Below are 20,978 nucleotides of genomic sequence, written 5' to 3'. Positions count from 1 at the left end.
CCTGGTGGGAAAACGCCCGCACCGCGGCGTCCACCAGCGGCCCGCCCCCCGCCCCGGACAAGGATGGATCATGACCACCAGCACACCTGTCAGCACGCCGTTCTCCCGCGAGTCCACCGCCATGGAGGTCGTGCGCGGCATCGACCTCACCGGTCGACGGGCCGTCGTCACCGGTGGGGCGTCCGGCATCGGCGTGGAGACCGCCCGTGCGCTCGCCGCCGCCGGGGCCGAGGTCACCCTCGCCGTACGCAACCTCGACGCCGGCCAGCGGGCCGCGGCGGACATCACGGACACCACCGGCAACGACCGGACCCTCGTCGCACCGCTCGACCTCGCCGACCAGTCGTCGGTGGCCGGGTTCGTGCGCACCTGGGACGGGCCGCTGCACATCCTGGTCGACAACGCCGGCATCATGGCCTCGCCCGAGATGCGCACCCCGCAGGGCTGGGAGATGCAGTTCGCGACCAACCACCTGGGCCACTTCGCCCTGGCCACCGGGGTGCACCGGGCGCTGGCGGCGGCCGGGGGCGCGCGCGTCGTGTCGGTCAGCTCGGCGGCCCACCTGCGCTCGCCGGTGGTCTTCGACGACATCCACTTCACCCGGCGTCCGTACGACCCGTGGGAGGCCTACGGGCAGTCCAAGACGGCCAACGTGCTATTCGCGGTGGAGCTGACGAGGCGCTGGGCCGACGACGGCATCACCAGCAACGCGTTGATGCCCGGGGCGATCCGGACCAACCTCCAGCGCTACATCAGCGAGGAGGAGCTGAACCGGATGCGCGCGCAGAGCGGCGGCGGCGCGGCCTACTGGAGGAGCACCGAGCAGGGCGCGGCCACGTCCGTGCTGGTCGCCACCTCACCGCTGCTCGACGGCATCGGCGGGCGCTACTTCGAGGACTGCCAGGAGGCCGGGCCGAACCAGCCCGGCACCCGCACCGGGTACGCGCCGTACGCGCGCGACCCGGAGGCCGCGGAGCGGCTCTGGACGGTCTCCGAGGAGACCCTCCGGGCCTGACGGGGGGTGCGGCACCGGTTCCGCGGTCGCCGCACACAGGGCGGAACGGCGCAGGGCGCCCCGGTCGGTGTGACCGGGGCGCCCTGCGCGTACGGGAGGAATCAGAGGCCGAGGTCGGCCTCGAAGTTGCCGCCCTCCAGGCGCTCCTTGACCGCGACCAGGAAACGGGCCGCGTCGGCGCCGTCGATCAGCCGGTGGTCGTAGGAGAGGGCCAGGTAGATCATCGAGCGGACCGCGATGACCTCGCCCAGCTCCGGGTCGTTGACCACGACCGGGCGCTTGACCACGGCACCGGTGCCGAGCATCGCCGACTGCGGCGACGGCACGATCGGGGTGTCGAAGAGCGCGCCCCGGCTGCCGGTGTTGGTCAGCGTGAAGGTCGCGCCGGCGATCTCGTCCGGGCTGATCTTGTTGGTCCGGGTGCGCTCGGCCAGGTCGGCGACCCGCTTGGCGATGCCGCCCAGGTTCAGGTCACCGGCGTTGTGGATGACCGGGACCAGCAGACCCCGCTCGGTGTCCACGGCGATGCCCAGGTGCTCGGCGTCCGGGTAGGTGATCGTCCCGGCCTCGAGGTCCATGCTGGCGTTGACGATCGGGTACGCCTGCAGCGCCTCGATGGCCGCCAGCGCGAAGAACGGCAGGAACGACAGCTTGACGCCGTGCCGCTGCTGGAACGACTCCTTGGCCTGCGCCCGCAGCTTGGCGATCTTGGTGACGTCCACCTCGATCACCGTGGTGAGCTGCGCCATCTCGTGCAGCGACTCGTGCATCCGCTTGGCGATGGCCTTGCGGATCCGGGGCAGCTTCTCGGTCGTGCCGCGCTTGCCACTCGGCTGCGGCTTCGCGGCCGGCTTGGCCGGGGCAGCCGCGGCGGGCTGCGGCGCGGGGGCCGGCGCGGCCTTGGCCGCCTTGGCCTTCTCCGCCGCCTCCAGCACGTCCTGCTTGCGGATCCGGCCGCCGACACCGGTGCCGTTGACCGAGGACAGGTCGACACCGTGCTCGCCGGCCAGCTTGCGCACCAGCGGGGTCACGTAGCCGGCCGCCTCCTCGCCGCCACCCGGCACCGGGGCGGTGGGCCGCTGCGGGGTCGGGGTCGGCGCCGACGGCTGCGCCGCCTGCTCGGCCTTGGCCGGCTCGGCGGCGGTCTCCGCCTCGGCCGCCGGCTCGTTGTACGACAGACCCGGGGTCGGCTCCTCGACCTTGGGCTCCGGCTTGGCCTCGGCCTTCGGCTCCGGCTTCGGCTCGGGCTTCGGCTCGGGCTTGGCCTCCGCCTTGGGCTCGGGCTTCGGCTCCGGCTTCGCCGGGGCGGCCCCGGCGGCACCGATGATCGCCAGGTCGGCGCCCACCTCGGCGGTCTCGTCCTCGGCGACCTTGATCTCCAGCACGGTGCCGGCGACCGGCGACGGGATCTCCGTGTCGACCTTGTCGGTGGAGACCTCCAGCAGCGGCTCGTCCACCTCGACGGTCTCGCCGACCTGCTTGAGCCAGCGGGTGACCGTACCCTCGGTGACGCTCTCACCCAGGGCTGGCATCTTCACCGCGGTGCCCTCGCCGGACGGCGCCGGGGCGGCCTCGGCCTGCGGCTGCGGCGCCGCGGGCTGCTCCTGCTCCGGCTCCGGGCCGGTGCCCGCCGCGGCGGCGGTGGGCTCGGCGGCCGGCTCGGCCGCCTGCTGCGGGGCGGCCTCGCCGCCACCGGCCTGCTCGCCCTCACCGGCGATGACGGCCAGCTCGCTGCCCACCTCGGCGGTCTCGTCCTCGCCGACCACGATCCGGCTCAGCACGCCCGCCGCGGGGGACGGGATCTCGGTGTCGACCTTGTCGGTCGACACCTCGAGCAGCGGCTCGTCGACCTCGACGGTGTCGCCCTCCTGCTTGAGCCAGCGGGTGACGGTGCCCTCGGTGACGCTCTCTCCGAGCCGAGGCATGGTGACCGATACCGGCATCTCTTATGACTCCTTCATTCCCCTGTGCGATCTCGCCCGTCTGCCGCCGGACGCCGCGGAATCAGTTCTTGATCAGGCGTGCGAGTGCAGCGGCTTGCCGGCGAGGGCCAGGTGCGCCTCGCCCAGGGCCTCGCTCTGCGTCGGGTGGGCGTGCACGAGCTGCGCCACCTCGGCCGGGTACGCCTCCCAGTTGTAGATGAGCTGTGCCTCACCGACGAGCTCACCGACCCGGGCGCCGACCATGTGCACGCCGACCACCGGGCCGTCCTCCACCCGGACCAGCTTCACGAAGCCGGCCGTCTTGAGGATCTGGCTCTTGCCGTTGCCACCCAGGTTGTAGTTGTAGGTCTTGACCTTGTCCGCGCCGTACTGCTCCTTGGCCTTCGTCTCGGTCAGACCCACCGACGCCAGCTCCGGGTCGGAGTAGGTGACCCGCGGGATGCCGGCCTCGTCGATCACGGCCGGGTTCTGGCCGGCGATCTCCTCGGCGACGAAGATGCCCTGCTGGAAGCCGCGGTGGGCGAGCTGGAGGCCGGGCACGATGTCGCCGACCGCGTAGACGTTCGGCACGCTGGTGCGCAGCCGCTCGTCGGTCAGCACGTAGCCGCGGTCCATCTTCACGCCCTGCTCCTCGTACCCGAGGTTGGCGGTGTTCGGGCCGCGCCCGACGGCGACCAGCAGCAGCTCGGCCTCGACGGTCTCGCCGCCGGCGATCGTCAGCTTGACGCCGTTGTCGGTCTTCTCGACCTTCTCGAACGGCTTGCCGACCTTAAAGTTGATCTTCCGCTTGCGGAAGGCCCGCTCCAGCGCCTTGGAGGACTCCTCGTCCTCGGCGGCGACCAGGCGGGGCAGCGCCTCGACGATCGTGACGTCCACGCCGAAGGACTTCCACACGCTGGCGAACTCGACGCCGATCACACCGCCGCCGAGCACGATCACCGACGCCGGGACCCGGTCCAGGGTCAGCGCGTGGTCGCTGGTGATGATCCGCTCGCCGTCGATCTCCAAGCCGGGCAGGCTCTTGGCGTACGAGCCGGAGGCCAGGATGACGTTGCGGCCGGTGTAGCGCTTGCCGTCGACCTCGACGACGTTCTTGCCGACCAGCTTGCCGGCGCCGGCCACGAAGGTGATGTTCTTGGCGCTGCCCACCAGGCCCTGCAGGCCCTTGTAGAGGCGGGAGACCACGCCGTCCTTGTACGAGTTGACCCCCGCCATGTCGATGCCGACCAGCTCGGCCTTCACGCCGAACTGCTCGGACTCGCGGGTCTGGTCGGCGATCTCGGCCGCGTGCAGCAGCGCCTTGGTGGGGATGCAGCCGTTGTGCAGGCAGGTGCCGCCGAGCTTCCCCTTCTCGATCAGCGCGACCGAGAGATCCAACTGGGCGGCGCGCAGCGCCGCCGCGTAGCCGCCGCTGCCACCTCCGAGAATGACGATGTCGAAGGTCTCGTTCGGCTCGCTCACGTCCAACTCCCAGGTCGCGTCGCTGCATCGGGGGTCACGGTGGGGCAACAGGGACACACCCCACCTCGGTCATCTTGTCACTAGGGGATGCGGAGCGCGTACCGAGGTGCCCAACGACACGTCGTCGACACGTACTCTTGGCACCGTCTTCGATGATGACGGGGGAGGAGACAGTCGGTGGGGCTATTCCGGCGACGAAAGCAGACGGGCGCGGTCAGTCGTGGCCGCCCCGCCGACCGGGCCGATCTGGACCATCTTGAGAACTTCGTCCGGACCCGGCGGGGCGTCGAGGCGTACATCGAGCCGCGGACCACGGTCACCGAGACCACCGTCATCCTGATCGCCGACGACGGGGAGTGGACCCGCCGCCGCGTCGACGGTCCCGAGGGCGCCCGCCGCTTCGCCCACCGGCTGGCAATCCCCATCTACGACGTCCGCCTGATGGGCTACCCGCAGCGGATGCGCGACTACAACGAGCGCCGCAAACGCCGCCCCGAACTCTTCTGACCCCTGCCCGGCCCGGCCCGGCCCGGCCCGGCCCGGCCCGGCCCGGCCCGCCCGGCCGGGCGTCGCCGTGCCCCGCACGCGAGATGCGGCGTGTCGCGGTGTCCGGGCGGGCTGACACCGCGACACGCCGCAAACGGTGTCGACCTTGGCGCGGGGCGTGGGAAGCGGGGCCGGCGGCCGGGTGGAATGCGGGCGGGGCGCCTCCCAAGTGTGGGAGGCGCCCCGATCGTGGGTTGCGGGTGGCTGTCAGCCGTTGGCGGCGACGTCCTCGACCAGCTGCACCAGGGTGCGGACCGGGACGCCGGTGCCGCCCTTCGTCCAGTAGCCGGTCGCCTCGCCCGAGTGGTAGCCCGGGCCGGCGATGTCGATGTGCGCCCAGGCCACGTCCTCGGTGACGAACTCGCGCAGGAACACGCCGCCCTGCAGCATGTGCCCGGCCCGGTCCATGCCGGCGTTGACCTGGGAGATGTCCGCGACGTCGGAGTCCATGCCCTTGCGCACGTCGTCCGGCAGCGGCATCGGCCAGGCCGGCTCGCCGACGGACTCGCCGACGGTCTTGACCCGCTCGCACAGCTCCGGGGTGCCCATCACGCCGGCGATCTTCTTGCCCAGCGCGATGACCTGCCCACCGGTGAGGGTGGACGTCTCGAAGAGGTAGTCGGTGCCGTCGGCGCAGGCCCGCGCCATCGCGTCGCCCAGGATCATGCGGCCCTCGGCGTCGGTGTTGAGCACCTCGACCTTCTTGCCGTTGAACATGGTGATCACGTCACCCGGCCGGTAGCTGGTGCCCGACGGCATGTTCTCCGCCATCGGCAGGTACGCGGTCACCGCCACCGACGGCTTCACCGCGGCGATCGCCAGCATCGCGGCGCCGACGGCGGCCGCCCCGGCCATGTCCGACTTCATCTCCCACATGCCCTGCGCCGGCTTGATGGAGATGCCGCCGGTGTCGAAGGTGATGCCCTTGCCGACCAGCGCCACCCGCTTGCCGCTGCCGCCACCCGACGGGGTGTACGTGAGCTTGACCAGGCGCGGCGGGGCCTCCGAGCCCTGCCCGACGGCGACGATGCCGCCGTACCCGCCGGCGCGCAGCGCCTCCTCGTCGAGCACCTCGACGCCGAGCCCGGCCGCGCGGGCGGCCGTCGCGACGGCCTCGGCGAAGGCCGGCGGACGCAGCTCGTTCGGGGCGGTGTTCACCCAGTCCCGGCTGGTACGCACCGCACCGGCCACCGCGGTGGCCCGGTCGATCTCGCCCCGGGCGGTCGCCTCACCGGCGTCCGGCACGGAGATCAGCACCTCGGCCACCGGCGTGCGCCGGGTCGGCTGCGGCTTGGTCTTGTAGCCGGCGAACCGGTAGCCGCCGAGCAGCGCGCCCTCGGCGACCGCGCGCAGCGCGGCCGGGGCGTCGGCGTCGTCGGGCAGCGGCATGCTCAGCGCCACCCGGGGCGCGCCGCCGAGCGCCCGGACGACGGCGCCGACGGCCCGGCGCAGCGTCTCCGGGGCGGGGGCGGCGCCGGTCGGCTCCGGGCCGAGGCCGACCGCGGCGACGATCGGCGCGGTGACCGTGCCCAGCGTGGCCAGCTTGGTCACCTCGCCCGGAGCGCCGGTCGCGCCGAGCAGCGCCAGCGTCTCGGTCAGCTTGCCGTCGAAGGCGGCGGCGATGCTCTCCGCGCCGCTGGCGAGCAGCAGGATGCCGGCGAGGCCGCTGGTGGCGGCCTGCTCTCCGGTCAGGCTGTGCACGCCGATCACGATCGCGTCGACGGCAAGCTCGGCGGGGTCGGTGTCGACCAGGCTCAGGGTGGTGCTGGGCGATGTCACTGAAGCTACTCCGGGCGGGCCGGGCCGGTCGCGTCGTCGCGTACCGGCGATGAAGGTCTCCGGCGGAACCTACCCGCCGGAAGCTTGGCTGTCCCGCCGATGGCTGTCGCGGCGGGTCCCGCCGATGCTAACCAGCGGCGGGTACCCCGGTAAGTTGCCACCCATGACGGACGTGACCTCCGACGCCGCCGCGACCCGGCTGCGCCGTTCCCCGCTGCACGAGCGGCACACCGCTCTCGGCGCCAAGTTCGCCCCCTTCGGGGGTTGGGAGATGCCGCTGGAGTACGCCGGCGGCGGCGTACTGAAGGAACACACGGCGGTGCGTACCGCCGTGGGCGTCTTCGACGTCTCCCACCTGGGCAAGGCGCGGGTCACCGGGCCGGGTGCGGCGGACTTCGTCAACGCCTGCCTCAGCAACGACCTGGGCCGCATCGGCCCGGGCCGGGCGCAGTACACGCTCTGCTGCGACGACGCGACCGGCGGCGTGGTGGACGACATCATCGCCTACCTGCACGCCGACGACCACGTCTTCCTCATCCCGAACGCGGCGAACACCGCCGAGGTGGTGCGCCGGCTGCGCGCCGCCGCGCCGGCCGGGATCACCGTCACCGACGAGCACGAGGCGTACGCGGTGCTGGCCGTGCAGGGCCCGCGCTCGGCGGAGCTGCTCGGCGGCCTGGGCCTGCCGGTGGAGCACGGCTACATGAGCTTCTCCGCCGCCGCCCTGGCCGGAGTGGAGCTGACCGTCTGCCGCACCGGTTACACCGGGGAGCTGGGCTACGAGCTGGTGGTGCCGGCCGGGCACGCCGTCGCGGTCTGGGACGCGCTGTTCGCCGCCGGTGCGGCGTACGAGCTGCGGGCCTGTGGGCTGGCCGCCCGGGACACGCTGCGCACCGAGATGGGCTACCCGCTGCACGGGCAGGACCTGTCGCTGGAGATCACGCCGGTGCAGGCCCGCTCCGGCTGGGCGGTCGGCTGGGACAAGCCGGCGTTCTGGGGCCGCGACGCGCTGCTCGCCGAGAAGGCCGCCGGCCCGCGCCGTACGCTGCGCGGCCTCGAGGCCGTCGACCGCGCCATCCCGCGCCCCGGCATGACGGTCTACGCCGGCGACACCGAGCTCGGCACGATCACCAGCGGCACGTTCTCGCCCACCAAGAAGCAGGGCATCGCCCTGGCCCTGCTCGACACCGACGCCAAGCTCGCCGACGGCGACCTCGTCGAGGTCGACATCCGCGGCCGCCGCGCCCAGATGCGCGTCACCCGACCCCCCTTCGTGACCCCCTCGGTCAAGTAACCCCCGGCGCCAGCCCTGTTGATCAAGAAGTTTGCGTCGGCCCGAGCGCCGGATCCGACGCAAACTTCTTGATCAACAGGGCAGGGCGGGTGGGGTCAGGCGGTGGGGGGTTCGCCGGCGTCGAGGACGGCCTGGGTCCAGCCGCCCTCGATGACGCCGGTGCCGTCGAGGAGGGCCCAGTCGACCACGTCGGTCGCCTCGACCACGACGGGGGAGCCGATCCGGACGGTGGGGTCGGTGTTGGCGTCGCTGGCGCTGGCGCCGACGAGCCGCTCCGGCACCTCCCACGAGGTCACCCCGGCCCAGACGAACTCGGGGCCCTCGTCGCCGGGCAGGCCGTACTTGACCACGAGCTGCGACTCCGGCGGCAGCTTGCCGGCGAGGAACCGGGCCCGGATGTCGTCCAGCCCGGCCCGGGCGGTGGCGATCGCCTTGCTCATCGCGTCACCGGGCCGGGCGTAGCGGACGTCGGGCTGAATGCCGGAGAAGAGCGTCGCGCAGGCCGCAGCGAAGTACTTCCCGGGCGGGCCCGGGTGCCCGGGCGGCGGGCGCAGGCTGAGGAACGAGTCGGCCTCCGGGTCGGTGGCCGGGTCCAGCTCCAGCCGCAGCAGCACCGGGGCCGTCGCGCCGTGCTGCTCCGGATTGCCGTACGCCACCGCGATGTCGTGCCCGGTCACCGTGGCCAGCACGGGCAGCTGCACGAACGCCGGCACCTCCTCGCCGGCCAGCCCGTCGGTCCAGTCCCGCAGCAGCCGCCGGGCGGCCCCGGTCATCACCGCGCCCCAGGCCCGGGTGAGGTGGTCCGGCACGCCCTGGGTCTGCAACTCCAGCAGGCCGAACCGGCGCAGCCCCTTGGTGGTGAACCAGAGCCCCTCTGCGTCGGAGGAGTAGGGCACCAGCACCCAGTCGACCAGGCGTACCCGACCCTCGGCGTCCGGCAGCGAACGCAGCGCGGCCGCCGGGTCGAGGAACTGCAACCCGAACACGTCCACCACGTCGCCGTCGACGGACTCGGCGACCGCGGCGGCCACCGCGCGGGCCGCCCACTCGTGCGCCGGCGGCCAGCCCGGCCGGTACTCGGCCTGCACCACCACCAGGTGGCTGGCCGCGGCCAGCCGGCCGAGCTGCGCCTCGGTGGCGCCGAACGCGGTGAGCAGGTCCGGCGGCAGCTGCGGGAACTCGTCGATCGACCGGGTGTCCACCGTCATCAGCGGGCTGTCCAGCATCTGCGTCGCCAGCCCGTGCACCGGCTCGGCCAGCCGGCCCTCCAGCGCCCGCACCGCCGTCTTCGGGCTCACCCGGGGCAGCCCCGCCATCGGCACCAGGTACGTCGCGCTCAGCGACTCCGGCACCGGGATGGGGAGGAAGTCGTCCGTGATGAGCAAGTCGTCCCCCGGAAGGCCGTGCCGGTGCTGTCGGGGCAAACGCTACCCGCCGCCCGGTGCCGCGTTCAGCCGGACAGCACCAGTCCCAGGTAGACCAGCGTGGTGACCACCTCGACGGCGGCGCCGAGCACGTCGCCGGTGACGCCGCCGAGCCGGCGTACCACGTGGCGCAGCAACCCCACCGCGACGGCGAGCGCCGCCGCGAGGACGAGCGGCCCCTGCCACGGGCGGCCCGGCACCGCCGCCACCGCCACCAGCGCGACGGCGACCGCGCCGACCGCCGGCGCCACCGGTCCCACCGTCCCGGCGACCAGCGCGCCCAGCCCCTCCGGCCGGGCCGCCGGCACCCCGCGCCGGCAGGCCACCGTCACCGCGAGCCGCCCCGCCGCCGTCGCGGCCACCACGCCCGCGAGCACCGCCGGCCACGACCGCCCCGCCAGCTCCGCGAGGGCCGCCGTCTGGAGCAGGAGTACGACCACCAGCGCGACCACCCCGAACGGCCCCACGTCCGGCTTCTTCATGATCTCCAGCGCCGCCGCTCCCCGCCGGTACGAACCCAGCGCGTCCACGGTGTCGGCCAGCCCGTCCAGGTGCAGCCCCCGGGTGAGCAGGGCGGCGCAGCCCACCGTCACCCCGGCGGCGATGAGCGGGGGAGCGAATGGGGTCAGGAGCAGCAGCACCCCGGCGAGCACCGCGCCGAGCAGCGCGCCGACCAACGGGGCGAGCGCCATCGCGGCGCCCGCGGTCGGGCGGTCGATCCGGCCGGCGCGGACCGGCAGCGTGGTGAAGGTGGTCAGCGCCAGCCGCAGGCCGTCGGCGACCCGCGACTCAGCCGGCACGCCGGCCCGACGGGTCCGGCTCCGTGGTGGTCGGCCCCGGGCCGGCGGGCTCCGGCTCGCTGAAGTCGGGCTCGCTGAAGTCGGGCTCGGTGCCGTCCGGCTCCACGGTGGTCGGGCCGGGGCCCGCCGGTTCCGGCTCGGCGAAGTCCGGCTCGTCGGAGTCGGGGTCCCCGCCGCCGAGCCGGGGGTGCGCCGGCAGCGCGGCGGCCAGCGCCAGCACCGAGCGCAGCAGCGGCAGCGCGGTCAGCGCATTCGCCCCCTCGCCCAGGTCCAGCCGCAGGTCCAGCAGCGGGGTCAGGCCGAGCACGTCGGCGGCGAGCCGGACCGCCGGGTGGCCGCCGTGGTCGGCCAGCACGCACCAGTGCCGGGCCTGCCCGGCCAGGTCGCGGCTGATCATGCCCGCGGCCACGCCGACCGGGCCGTCGAGCATCACCGGCAGCCGGCGGGCGGTCGCGCCGAGCAGCACGCCGGTGGCCACCGCGATGTCGCCGCCGCCCAGCTCGGCCAGCACGTCCTTGGCGTCGCGCGGGGAGCGGCGGGTCCGGTGCAGCGCGTCCCGGACCGCCGCGCAGCGGGTCATCCACGCCGCGTCGTCGATCTCGCCGCTGGCGGTGATCACCCGGCCGAGCACCGCCGGGGCCTCCGCGCCGGCGGTCGCCGCCAGCACCGCCGCGGCCGCCGCCTCCGTGCCGGCGCCGCACGCCCCCAGCACCAGCAGCTGTACGCCCGCGTCGGCGGCCTCCTCGGCCAGCCGCCAGCCGTAGCGCAGGGCCGACTCCACGGCGGCGCCGGCCAGCGCCGGCTCCTGCTCCATCGGCGCCGAGGACGGGGTGTCTACCACCTGGAGGCTGGCGCCGTTCTCGGCGGCCAGCCGGGCCAGCGCGCCCCGGCCGGCCCGCGCCTGCCGGGCCCGGCGCGACGACTCGCCGGGGACCGTGCCGGCGGCGGCGCCGCCCTGGTGGTCCCCGTGCAGCAGCAGCACCCGCACGCTCGCCCACGGGGCGGGGGTCGCGGTGCCCTGGGTGGCGGCGGCGAAGCCGACGACCCGTTCCAGCTCGCCGAACCCGGCCCCCGCCACGTCCAGGGTGGCGAGCCGGTCGACGGCCTGCGGGCCGGCGTACTCGTCCGGCATGGGCAGCTCCATGCCGGGCTGGATGACCAGGCCGGTGGCGACCATCGGCAGCGCCATGGTCGGTGCCGCCCAGGCGGTCCCGTTGGTCTCCGCGGGTGCGGCCGGTGCGGCGGGGGCGGTCGGGGTCAGCACGTCCGGCAGCGGCGCCTCGGCCGGCGCGGCGGCGGCGGTCACGTCGTGGCGGGCCGGGCCGGCCTGGGCGGGCACCCCGGCCGCGCGCGGAGTGACGGCGGGCTTGAGCCAGGTCGGCTGGCCGGCGACCACCAGCACCACGGCGTCGCAGGCGTCCGCGACGGCCCGGTTCGCCGCGCCGAGGGCGTCGGTGAAGGCCCGACCCAGCGGGGTGGTCGGCACCAGCGACAGCCCCACCTCGGGGCTGACCAGCACGATCCGCGCCTCGCTGGCGCGCACCGCCGCGGCCAGTTCGGCGATGGTGGCCACGTCGTCGGCGGGCTGGTGCGCCGGATCGAGCAGCACCGTCACCCAGCCGCCCAGGTCGTCCACCAGCAGCGTCTCGTTCGGCCCGGCGGAGGCGATCACGTCGGCCAGCCGGCGCGGGTCGTCGGCGGTCTCCTCGGTGGTCCAGCTGCCCGGCCGGCGTTCCCGGTGCGCCGTCAGCCGGGCGGCCCACTCGGTGTCGTCCGGGTCCGCGTCGGCGGAGGTCGCCACGTAGCGCACCGTCGGGGCGTCACCCACCAGGGACTCGGCGAACTCCGACTTGCCCGAGCGGATACCGCCGAGCACCAGGACCGTGTTCCAGCCGTCAACGGACATGCCCGTACCTTAAAGCCGCCCGGGCTGCGGTCGCCGCCCGGCCCGGGGCTCAGCCGCAGTGCTCGAATCCGCTGGCGTAGCTGGCGCCGCCGGTCGCTCCGCCCCACTTCACGCAGGTCCCGCCGGCTCCAGCACGGACCGGGCCGGCGTAGTACTCGAACGCGCCGCTGTCGGTGGCGCGGGTCTTCCCCTGCACCTCCAGGAACGCCGACGCCGTGGTGCGCTCGCCGACCGCGGTCACCTTCATGGTGACCACGCAGTTGGCCTTGGCCGCCTCGTTCCACAGCAGGTAGACCTTGCCCCGCCGGACCCCGTTCGCGGTCAACGAGGCGGAGTCGATCACCTGGTAGCCGCTGCCGCAGACCTGAGCCGGCGTGTACGGGTTGGTCCTCGCCGGCGGGGTGGTGGTCGTCCCCGGCTGCGGAGCGGAGGTGGTGGGGGACGCGCTCGTTCCCGGGCCCGTCGTCGTGCCGGTCGACCCGGCGGTCGGCGTCGCCGAGGCCGACCGGGAGCCGGTGGCGCTCGCGCTGGGCCTCGGCTTCCCGCCCCGGGTGCTGACGCTCGGGCCCGGCAGCACCGGTGCCGCCGACTCCGACTCGGCGGTCAGCGCCGGGCCGCCCCGGGCGGGCTCGTCGGGCTGGAGCGCCACCACCGCGGCCACGGCGGCCAGCAGCGCCACCACCCCGCCCGCCGCGCCGGCCAGGGCGAGCCGGCGCCGTCGGGCCGCGCCGCCGGCCCGGTCCTCCCGGGTCGGGGTGGTCGCCGGTACGACGTACCGGCTGGGGTAGCCGGCGGGCGGGGTCGCCTGCTGGCCGCCCACCACGGCCGGGTACGGCCCGCCCGGATACGGCTGCCCGGGGCCCGGGTAGGGCGCGCCAGCCGGGTGGCCGGTCGGAGTGGGTGCGCCGCCCGGCGGTGTGGCGGGTGCGCCGCTCTGCTGCCACTGCGGTGCCACGGTCCCGGGGCCGGTGGGCGGCGCGGGCGGGGTGGCGGACGCGGCGGCCAGCGCCCCGGTCCCGGCGCCGGGCGGCGTCGGCGGTCCGGCCGGAAGTGCTCCCGCGCCGGTCCCCGCGCCGGTGTCCCGCGCTCCGGCGGACGCCGCCTTCGACGGGTCGCCCGCGGGGCCGGACGGCGTCAACGGGCCGGACGGCGTCAACGGGCCGGACGGCGTCGACGGGCCGGTCGGCGTCGACGGCCCGGACGGCGTCGGCAGGGCCGGACCCGCCAGCGCCCACGGCGGACGCGGCGGCACCCGCAGCACGGCCAGCGTGGCGTCCCGGGCGTCCAGGGCGGCGTCGGCCAGGGCCGCGGCGCTGGGCCAGCGGTCACCGGGGCTCTTGGCCAGGGCCCGCGCGACCACCTCGGCCACCGCCGGTGGGGTGCCCGGCGGCAGCGGCGCCGGCTCCTCCTGGGCGTGCCGCAGCGCCACCTGCAACGGGTTCTCCCCGACGAACGGCGGCTGCCCGGTCAGGCAGTAGTAGGCGACCGCACCGAGCGCGTAGACGTCGGTGGCCGCCGAGACCGGCTGACCGACCGCCTGCTCCGGCGACATGTACGAGGCCGTGCCGAGCACCATGTGCGCGGCGGTCAGCGAGGCCATCGTGCTGGACCGGGCGATGCCGAAGTCGACCAGCACCACCGTCCCGTCCCGCTTCACCAGCAGGTTGCCCGGCTTGACGTCCCGGTGCACGATGCCGGCGGTGTGCGCGGCGTGCAGCGCGGCGGCGGCCTGCGCGACCACCGACATGGTCGACGTCGGGTCGAGCCGGCTGGCGCGCCGGATCCAGGTGACCAGCGGCTCGCCGTCGACGTACTCCATCACCAGGTAGCTGACCTGGCTGCCGTCGGCCAGCGTCGCCGAGCCGAAGTCGTGCACCGCGACGATGCCCGGGTGCCGCAGGGCCGCCATCATCCGGGCCTCGGCGTGGAACCGGCTGGTGAACTCCGGGTCCTCCACCAGCGCCGGGAGCAGCACCTTCACCGCCACCTCGCGGTCCAGCAGGGTGTCGACACACCGCCAGACCGCGCCCATGCCGCCGGTCGCCACCCGTTCGCCCAGCCGGTACCGGTTGCTGAGCACCACTCCTTGAGTCAGCACCGCGCCACCGTACCGGCCGGGGACACTCATGGTGATCACCGGCCGGGCGCCGGCGGGGGTGAGCGTCGGGCCGGCGCGCGGACGGCCGACTACGCTTGCGGGGGTCCGTCCCCGGGGGACGGTGTAGCGGCGAGGGGAGACGCGGCATGGCGTGGAGCTGGCGGTACGAGGGCGCGAACGGCGCGTCGGTCGATGGACCGGCGGAGTCGTTCGGCAGTCAGGCGGACGCCGAATCGTGGATCGGCCAGACCTGGCGGGAGCTCGCGGCGTCCGGCGTCACCTCGGTCGCGCTCGTAGAGGACGACCGGGTGGAGTACCGGATGAGCCTGCTCCCGACGGCGGAGTGATGGGCTACGACCGCCCGGGCGGCGAGCCGCTGGTGCTCGGCGTGCCCCGGGCGGCGTTCCGGCCCAGCCCGGTCTTCCTGGCCCTGGTCGCGCTCTTCGTGGCCAGCGGGGTGATGGCCTGGAACGGGTTCGGCAACGTGAAGTTCGACGTGTTCCTCTTCGTGGTCTCGGGCTGGCTGGTCTCGCTCTGCCTGCACGAGTACGCCCACGCGGTGGTCGCGTTCCGGGCCGGCGACCGGGACATCGCCCACCGGGGCTACCTGACGTTGAACCCGTTCAAGTACACCCACCCGCTGCTGTCGATCGTGCTGCCGGTGGTGGTGGTGCTGCTCGGCGGCATCGGCCTGCCCGGCGGCGCGGTCTGGGTGGACCGGCACGCGATCCCGGGCCGGCTGCGGCACACCCTGGTCAGCCTCGCCGGCCCGGCCACCAACGTGCTGTTCACGCTGCTGCTGGTGGCGGCGCTGCGGATCGGCACGGGCACCTTCGGCGGGCCGATCGAGTTCTGGGCCGGGGTGGCGCTGCTGGCGTTCCTCCAGCTCACCGCGAGCGTGCTCAACCTGCTCCCGGTGCCCGGCCTGGACGGCGGCAACATGATCCAGCCCTGGCTGAACCCGCAGTGGCGGCGGATGTACGACATGTTCGCCCCGTACGGCTTCATCCTGCTCTTCGCGCTGCTGTGGAACCCGCGCATCGGCGGCTGGTTCTTCGACGCGGTCTTCGCGATCGGCGACCTGCTCGGCCTGCCGAGCTGGCTCTACGGCCGGGGGCTGGACCTGATCCGCTTCTGGCAGGGCTGAGTCCGCCGAGCCGGCGGGGCGCTGCGCGGCCGGCGTACCCGGGGAAGAGCCCGGGCCGGCGCGGACGCCGCGCCGGCCCGGGGGAGCGTCACGGCCGCTGGGCCGGGCTTTCGGTCTTCGCCGCGTCCCGCTCGGTGACCGGCTCGACGATCTCGTCGATCGCCTTGAGCAGGTCGGCGTCGAGCTTCACGCCGGCCGCCTTGACGTTGTCGTGCACCTGCTCGGGGCGGGACGCCCCGATGATCGCCGACGAGACGTTCGAGTTCTGCAGCACCCAGGCGATGGCGAGCTGCGGCATGGTCAGCCCGGCCTGCTCGGCCAGCGGCTTGAGCCGCTGCACCCGGGTCAGCACCTCGTCGGTCAGCCACTGGGCGATGAACCCGGCGCCGGACTTCTCGTCGGTGGCACGGGAGCCGGCCGGCGGCGGCTGGCCCGGCAGGTACTTGCCGGAGAGCACACCCTGGGCCATCGGCGACCAGACGATCTGCCCGATGCCCAGCTCCTCGCTGGTGGGGACGACCTCGGTCTCGATGACCCGCCAGAGCATCGAGTACTGCGGCTGGTTGGACACCAGCGGGATGCGCAGCTCGCGGGCGAGCTGGTGGGCCTCGCGGATCTGCGAGGCCTTCCACTCCGAGACGCCGATGTAGTGCGCCTTGCCGGCGTGCACGATGTCGGCGAACGCCGACATCGTCTCCTCCAGCGGGGTGCTGTAGTCGTACCGGTGGGCCTGGTAGAGGTCCACGTAGTCGGTGCGCAGCCGGCGCAACGAGCCGTCGATCGACTCCATGATGTGCTTGCGGGACAGGCCCCGGTCGTTGCGGCCCGGCCCGGTCGGCCAGTAGACCTTGGTGAACACCTCGAGGCCCGCGCGGCGCTCGCCCGCGAGGGCCTTGCCGAGCACCTCCTCGGCGCGGGTGCCGGCGTAGACGTCGGCGGTGTCGAAGGTGGTGATGCCGGTGTCCAGGGCCGCGCGGACGCAGGCCAGCGCCGCGTCCTCCTCGACCTGCGAACCGTGGGTGATCCAGTTGCCGTACGAGATCTCGCTGACCATCAGGCCGGAACGGCCCAGGTGTCGGAATTCCATGCCCCGACCCTAGTCCGCTCCGATCATGACCACGGGACGGCGCGGCTGCGGCGTGGTTCAGAGCACCGGATGCGCGTCGGTCAGCAGCAGGTCGATCTCGGCCAGCACCGCGTCCGGGCCTGGGTGCACCGGGTCGATGAGCGGCTCGCCGCGCCGGTCCAGCGCGCCCCACCGGCCGGTGCGGTCGTTGGCCAGGAACGCCACCGGGTGGATCACCAGATCCGGGTGGGCCGGCGCGACCAGCACCCGGCCCGTGCGGTCCACCACGCCCCGGAAGCCGCCCAGTTCCACCACGGCCAGACCCTCGTCGGTGAAGCCGTCGAGCCGGCGGCCGTCGGCCAGCGCAGTGCGGAAGCCGTGGTAGCGGGTCGGGACGACCAGCCGGCCGTTGCGGTCCACCGCACCCCAGCCGCCCCGGCGCACCGCGGCGACCCCGGCGGTGAACGGCCGGGCGTCCTCGAAGCCCGCCGGCACCACCACGCTGTCCTCGGAGTCGATCGCCATCCAGTCCGCCTCGCCGCCGCGCGAGACCCAGGCCAGGCCGTCGGAGAAGGCCCGCACCGCCGCGTACGAGGGGCCGATCAGGGTGCTGCCGGCCTCGTCGATCAGCTCCCAGCCCGGGGCGTCGGGGCGGCGTACCCAGGCCAGGCCCTCGCGGAACGGCTGCACCTCGGCGTACCGGTAGTCGAGGACCAGCTCGCCGTCGGCGTCCGCGTACCCCCACCGGCCCAGGCCGCCGTCGAGCGTGGGCACCGGGGACACGCGCCCGCGCAGCACCTCCTCCCGACTGCGGGGGTACGGCCCGAAGCCGCCCCGGGCGGCGGCCCGCGTGTGCACCGCGTCCAGGCAGACCCGGATCCGCTCGGTCAGCTCCGGGTCGTCGGCCCGGCGCAGGTCCAGGGCGCGCTCGAAGTGCTCGCAGGCCTCCATCAGCCGGCCCTGGTCGTAGCAGGAGCGGCCGGCGTGCTCGTGCAACGCCGCCCGCAGCCGGTCCGGCAGCTCGGCCGAGTTGGCCTCGGCGAAGAGCCGGTCCGCCTCGGCGAACTCGCCCTTCCAGCGCAGCACCTCCGCCAGCCGGGCCCGGGCCAGCGCGGTCCGCCGCAGCTCGCCGGTCGCCTCCGCGTAGGTGAGGGCGAGCCTGCCGTCGGCGAGCGCGTCGTCCAGGTCGTGGACGACCCGGGAGACCACCGCGCGCAGGCTGAGCAGCCGCGCCCGGGCCCGGTTGTCCAGGGACGCGCCGAGCTTCTCGGTCAGCCGCCGGCGCAGCGTCCGCAGCTCGTCGGCGTCGTCGACGACCTCGCGCAGCGTCTCGGGGTCCAGCCGCCACCGGTACGCGGCCAGAACCTGCTCCGGGTCGGCCGGCGGCTCGTCCGGCACGGTGGTGGTGGTCTCCGGGACGGTGGTGGCCGGCCCGTCCGCCGGGGCCGGCTCCGCCTCGGCGGCCGGCGGCGCGGTCACGTCGGCCGGCGGGGTGGCCGTGTCGGCGGGCGGCGTCGCCGTGTCGGCCGGGTCCGGGTCGGGTGCCGCTTCGGTGGTGGCAGCGGCGACCGGGGGCGTCGGAACGATCCCGGCGGACTGCTCCGGAGCGGCGGCGGGCGGCGTCGACGCCTCGGGTGCGGTCGGCCCCGCACCGGTCGGCGACGGCGGAGCCGAGACCGGATGGACGGGCTCCTCGTCGGTGCCGACCCCGGGCGGCGCGGACTCCGGTTCGCCGGACGGTGCGGCGGCCACGGGCGACGGGACTTCCGGCACCGGCCGGGCGGACTGCTCGGGCGTGCCGACCGGCGGTGCGGAGACGGGTCGGGTCGACGTGCTGACGGCGTCCGGTCCGACCGTTGCGGCCGGGTCGGGCTCGGCCGACGGTGCGGTGACCGGTCGGGCCGGGTCGGCGGCGTCGGAAGCGTCTGATTCGGCCGTTCCGGCCGCCCAGTTGTCGGCCGGTGGCGCGGAGATGGGCCGGGCCGGCTCCAGGGCGTCGGCGGGAGGGGCGGAGATGGGCCGGGGCGGCTCCGCAGCGGCGTCCGCCGGCGGCGTGGACACCGGAACCGACGGCCCCGGGATCTCGGCCCAGGGCGCGGAGGTGGGGTGGTGGGCGTCGTCGGAAGCCGGGCCGGCGGAAGCGTCCGAGGGCGCCGGTGGTGCCGAGCGCGGCCGGACCGCCGCCGCGTCGTGACGGTCCGCGGGGACCGGTGCCGGCGCGGCGGACGTTTCCGGCGTGGACGCGGTGGCCTCGGCAGGCAGCGGTGCGGCAATCTCGTCGGCGGTGTCCCGCTCCGGCGTCGGAGCCGTGGGCTCGACCGGTACGGCGGCCGGCCTGGAGCCGGCCGCGACCGGAGGCGCCGCCGCCGGTGCCGTGACCTCAGCCGGGGCCTGGTCGGCGACCGGCCGGAACGCCGGCGGCGCGGAGACCGGCCGGTACGGCTCGGCGTCCGGCGACGGCACGGGGGACCGCTCGTCCGAGGGGTGGGTGGTCTCGGCCGGCTGCCCGGGCGGCGCGGACACCGGGGCTGCCGACCGGGGCGCGTCCCGGGGCGGATCCACCGGGGTCGGCCGGTCCGCGTCCGGGGACGGGCGGGCCGCCGGCGCGGACGTGCCCGCCGCGCCGGACGGGGCGGACACCGGGCGGTCGTCGGCCTCGTCGGCCGTCGTCGGGCGGGCGGGGCGGAACCACGCCTCGGAGCTGTTCGGTTGCGTGCTGCGAGCCACCGGGGGCACGGGAGCGGTGGGCTCCGGCGCCGGCGGGATGTAGCGGCGCGGCTTGTCCGGCGTGATCTCCAGCGACGGGCCGGCGGCCGAGCCCGTGCTCGCCGGGGTGGACGGCGCGGGGGCCGGGCCCGCGGGCCGTTGCGGGGTGACCCGGGCCTCGGGCGGCGGGGGCGGGCCGACGGGCGGCCCGGAGACCGGCCGGTGGCCGACGGACGGTCCCGGCACGGGCTGGTGCCCGACGGGCGCTCCCGACACCGGGCGCCGGTCGGGCGCCGGCTGCTGGCCGGGGAACGGCCGGCCGGGCGCCGGCGGCACCCGGTGGTCGGCGGGGTGCCGGAATCCCGCACCGGGGGCACCGGAGACCGGTCGCGTGTCGGCCGGAGGCGCGGACGCCGGCCGGTAATCGGCCGGGACGGGGCGCTGGGCGGTCGGGCCGGCGTCGCCGGGCGCGGTGGAGCGCGCCGCGCCCTCCTGGCCGGGCCGGAACTCCGACCGCGGCCGGGCCGCCGGGGGCGACGAGATCGGCGCGTCCCGGTCCGGGCCGGGCGGGGCCGAGGTGGGTCGGTCGTCGCGGGTCCGGCCCGGTGAGCCGCCGGTGGCCGGCGGCGCGGGGCGCGGCGGACCGGAGACCGGGGGCATGGTCCCGGCGAAGGGCGGCGTGCCGGCGGCGCGGGGCGGGAACTGGTCCCGGCCGTGCGGGGCACGCGAGTCGCCGACCGGGCGGACGGGAGCGCCGGAGACCGGCGCACCGGAGGTGGGGGCGGGGGAGACGGGTGTGGCCGGGGCCGGGCCGCCGGACGACGGCGCACCGGAGACCGGCGCGGGAGAGATCGGACGGACTGGACCGTGGGCGGCGGGCCGCTCCTCGTGCCACGAGGGGCGAGCGGGCCGCTGCTCCGGGTGCCGGCCGTGTTCCGGGCCGGGGCCGCCCCGGCCGTCGCGATCCGCGCCGGGCCGGCTCCACTGCTCGCGGTACGCCTCGGCGGGCGGCGTCGCCTCGCGCGGCCGGCGGTCCGGGTACGCCTCGGCGCGGGCGGCCGCCTCGCGCGACGGTCCCCGCTCCTCGGGGTGGCGGCGCTCGTCGTACCCGCGCTGCCAGCGCTCGTCCGACCCTCGGGACGGCGGGCGGCGCGCGTCGTCGTACCCGTTCGGTGTCGGCCGCTGCTCCGCGTACCCGTTCGGTGTCGGGCGCTGCTCGGCGTACCCGTTCGGGGTGGGCCGGTCCGCGTACCCGTTCGGTCCGGGTCGGTGGCCGGCGTGGTCGCGGGCGGGCGGGCGGTCGTCGTATCCGTACGGGGCCGGCGGGCGCTCGTCGTGGCGCGCCGGGCGGCGCTCGTCCGGCTCGCGGTACCGGCCGGGGACCTCCTGGTCGGGGCGGGTCCGCCGGTCGGCCGGGAACTGCTCGTGACCGTCCCGCCGGCGGCCGTCGTCGGCCGGACGGCGGTCGTACCCGGTGCCGGGCCGGCGCGCCGGCGGCGCCTCGTCGGGTTCGGGCACCCAGCCGGGCTCGAGGCCCCGGGCCGGCTCGTGCCGCGGCCCGGGGGAGACCGGGGCGACGCCCGGGGCGGGGCGCTGCGGACGGCCGTCGTGCCGGTCGGGGGCGCCCCGGTCGCGGTGCCACGCCGCCTCGCGCGGTCGGTCGGCACCTTCGCGTGACCGGTCGGCACCTTCGCGTGGCCGGTCGGCACCTTCGCGTGGCCGGTCGGCACCTTCGCGTGGCCGGTCGGCACCTTCGCGTGGCCGGTCGGCACCTTCGCGTGGCCGGTCGGCAC

13 protein-coding genes and 1 pseudogene are annotated in these 20,978 nt (G+C 75.8%); 5 read left to right on the top strand and 9 right to left on the bottom strand.

Features of this window, described 5'->3' with window-relative positions:
- Window positions 1-70 precede the first annotated feature (70 nt).
- Complete coding sequence (locus M2302_RS30735; RefSeq protein WP_280841306.1) at window positions 71-1,015, top strand: SDR family NAD(P)-dependent oxidoreductase; 945 nt, start codon at window positions 71-73, stop codon at window positions 1,013-1,015.
- A 101-nt stretch (window positions 1,016-1,116) separates the two neighbouring features.
- Here M2302_RS30735 and sucB read toward each other — a convergent pair whose 3' ends face one another.
- Together sucB and lpdA are read right to left on the bottom strand one after the other, a co-directional pair.
- Window positions 1,117-2,958: a 2-oxoglutarate dehydrogenase, E2 component, dihydrolipoamide succinyltransferase gene (sucB, locus tag M2302_RS30730; protein WP_280841305.1), complete on the bottom strand. Its 1,842-nt coding sequence runs from the start codon at window positions 2,956-2,958 to the stop codon at window positions 1,117-1,119.
- Between the two features lie 72 nt (window positions 2,959-3,030).
- The gene (lpdA, locus tag M2302_RS30725) at window positions 3,031-4,419 is read right to left on the bottom strand and encodes a dihydrolipoyl dehydrogenase (protein WP_280841304.1); all 1,389 of its coding nucleotides are present in this window, start codon (window positions 4,417-4,419) and stop codon (window positions 3,031-3,033) included.
- A 177-nt stretch (window positions 4,420-4,596) separates the two neighbouring features.
- Here lpdA and M2302_RS30720 point away from each other — a divergent pair, with 177 nt between their 5' ends.
- Window positions 4,597-4,926, top strand: a complete 330-nt coding sequence (locus M2302_RS30720; protein ID WP_154943981.1) for a hypothetical protein — start codon at window positions 4,597-4,599, stop codon at window positions 4,924-4,926.
- A 246-nt stretch (window positions 4,927-5,172) separates the two neighbouring features.
- On the opposite strand, the gene M2302_RS30715 is transcribed toward M2302_RS30720, so the two are convergent.
- Window positions 5,173-6,744, bottom strand: coding sequence for a leucyl aminopeptidase (locus M2302_RS30715; protein ID WP_280841303.1), 1,572 nt, complete (start codon window positions 6,742-6,744; stop codon window positions 5,173-5,175).
- Window positions 6,745-6,907: 163 nt separating this feature from the next.
- Here M2302_RS30715 and gcvT point away from each other — a divergent pair, with 163 nt between their 5' ends.
- Window positions 6,908-8,038, top strand: a complete 1,131-nt coding sequence (gene gcvT, locus M2302_RS30710) for a glycine cleavage system aminomethyltransferase GcvT (protein WP_280841302.1) — start codon at window positions 6,908-6,910, stop codon at window positions 8,036-8,038.
- A gap of 95 nt (window positions 8,039-8,133) precedes the next feature.
- On the opposite strand, the gene M2302_RS30705 is transcribed toward gcvT, so the two are convergent.
- The 4 genes and pseudogenes from M2302_RS30705 to M2302_RS30690 form a co-directional block, all read right to left on the bottom strand.
- On the bottom strand, window positions 8,134-9,423 hold the full coding sequence (locus tag M2302_RS30705) for a DUF2314 domain-containing protein (protein WP_280841301.1): 1,290 nt from the start codon (window positions 9,421-9,423) through the stop codon (window positions 8,134-8,136).
- Between the two features lie 65 nt (window positions 9,424-9,488).
- On the bottom strand, window positions 9,489-10,262 hold the full coding sequence (gene cobS, locus M2302_RS30700; protein WP_280841300.1) for an adenosylcobinamide-GDP ribazoletransferase: 774 nt from the start codon (window positions 10,260-10,262) through the stop codon (window positions 9,489-9,491).
- Window positions 10,252-12,168, bottom strand: a complete 1,917-nt coding sequence (locus M2302_RS30695) for a bifunctional adenosylcobinamide kinase/adenosylcobinamide-phosphate guanylyltransferase (RefSeq protein WP_280841299.1) — start codon at window positions 12,166-12,168, stop codon at window positions 10,252-10,254. The genes cobS and M2302_RS30695 overlap by 11 nt, the downstream gene beginning before the upstream one ends.
- A 1,288-nt stretch (window positions 12,169-13,456) precedes the next feature.
- A pseudogene (locus M2302_RS30690) lies at window positions 13,457-14,266 on the bottom strand (serine/threonine-protein kinase); the annotation flags it as partial.
- Window positions 14,267-14,412: 146 nt separating this feature from the next.
- Between M2302_RS30690 and M2302_RS30685 the strand changes: the two are divergent.
- Window positions 14,413-14,613 carry a hypothetical protein gene (locus M2302_RS30685; RefSeq protein ID WP_088961023.1) on the top strand — a complete coding sequence of 67 codons (201 nt, stop codon included), beginning with the start codon at window positions 14,413-14,415 and terminating at the stop codon, window positions 14,611-14,613.
- Complete coding sequence (locus tag M2302_RS30680; protein ID WP_280841298.1) at window positions 14,613-15,413, top strand: site-2 protease family protein; 801 nt, start codon at window positions 14,613-14,615, stop codon at window positions 15,411-15,413. Before M2302_RS30685 ends, M2302_RS30680 begins: the two co-directional genes overlap by 1 nt.
- 88 nt (window positions 15,414-15,501) lie before the next feature.
- On the opposite strand, the gene M2302_RS30675 is transcribed toward M2302_RS30680, so the two are convergent.
- On the bottom strand, window positions 15,502-16,500 hold the full coding sequence (locus M2302_RS30675; protein WP_280841297.1) for an aldo/keto reductase family protein: 999 nt from the start codon (window positions 16,498-16,500) through the stop codon (window positions 15,502-15,504).
- Between the two features lie 57 nt (window positions 16,501-16,557).
- On the bottom strand, window positions 16,558-20,703 hold the full coding sequence (locus tag M2302_RS30670; protein ID WP_280841296.1) for a WG repeat-containing protein: 4,146 nt from the start codon (window positions 20,701-20,703) through the stop codon (window positions 16,558-16,560).
- Window positions 20,704-20,978 lie beyond the last annotated feature (275 nt).

It is taken from the genome of Micromonospora sp. A200, assembly GCF_029893845.1.
In the GTDB taxonomy this organism is placed as follows: domain Bacteria; phylum Actinomycetota; class Actinomycetes; order Mycobacteriales; family Micromonosporaceae; genus Micromonospora; species Micromonospora purpureochromogenes.
Note: the sequence above shows the minus strand (reverse complement) of the source record. Positions and strands in the feature narration are given on the sequence as shown.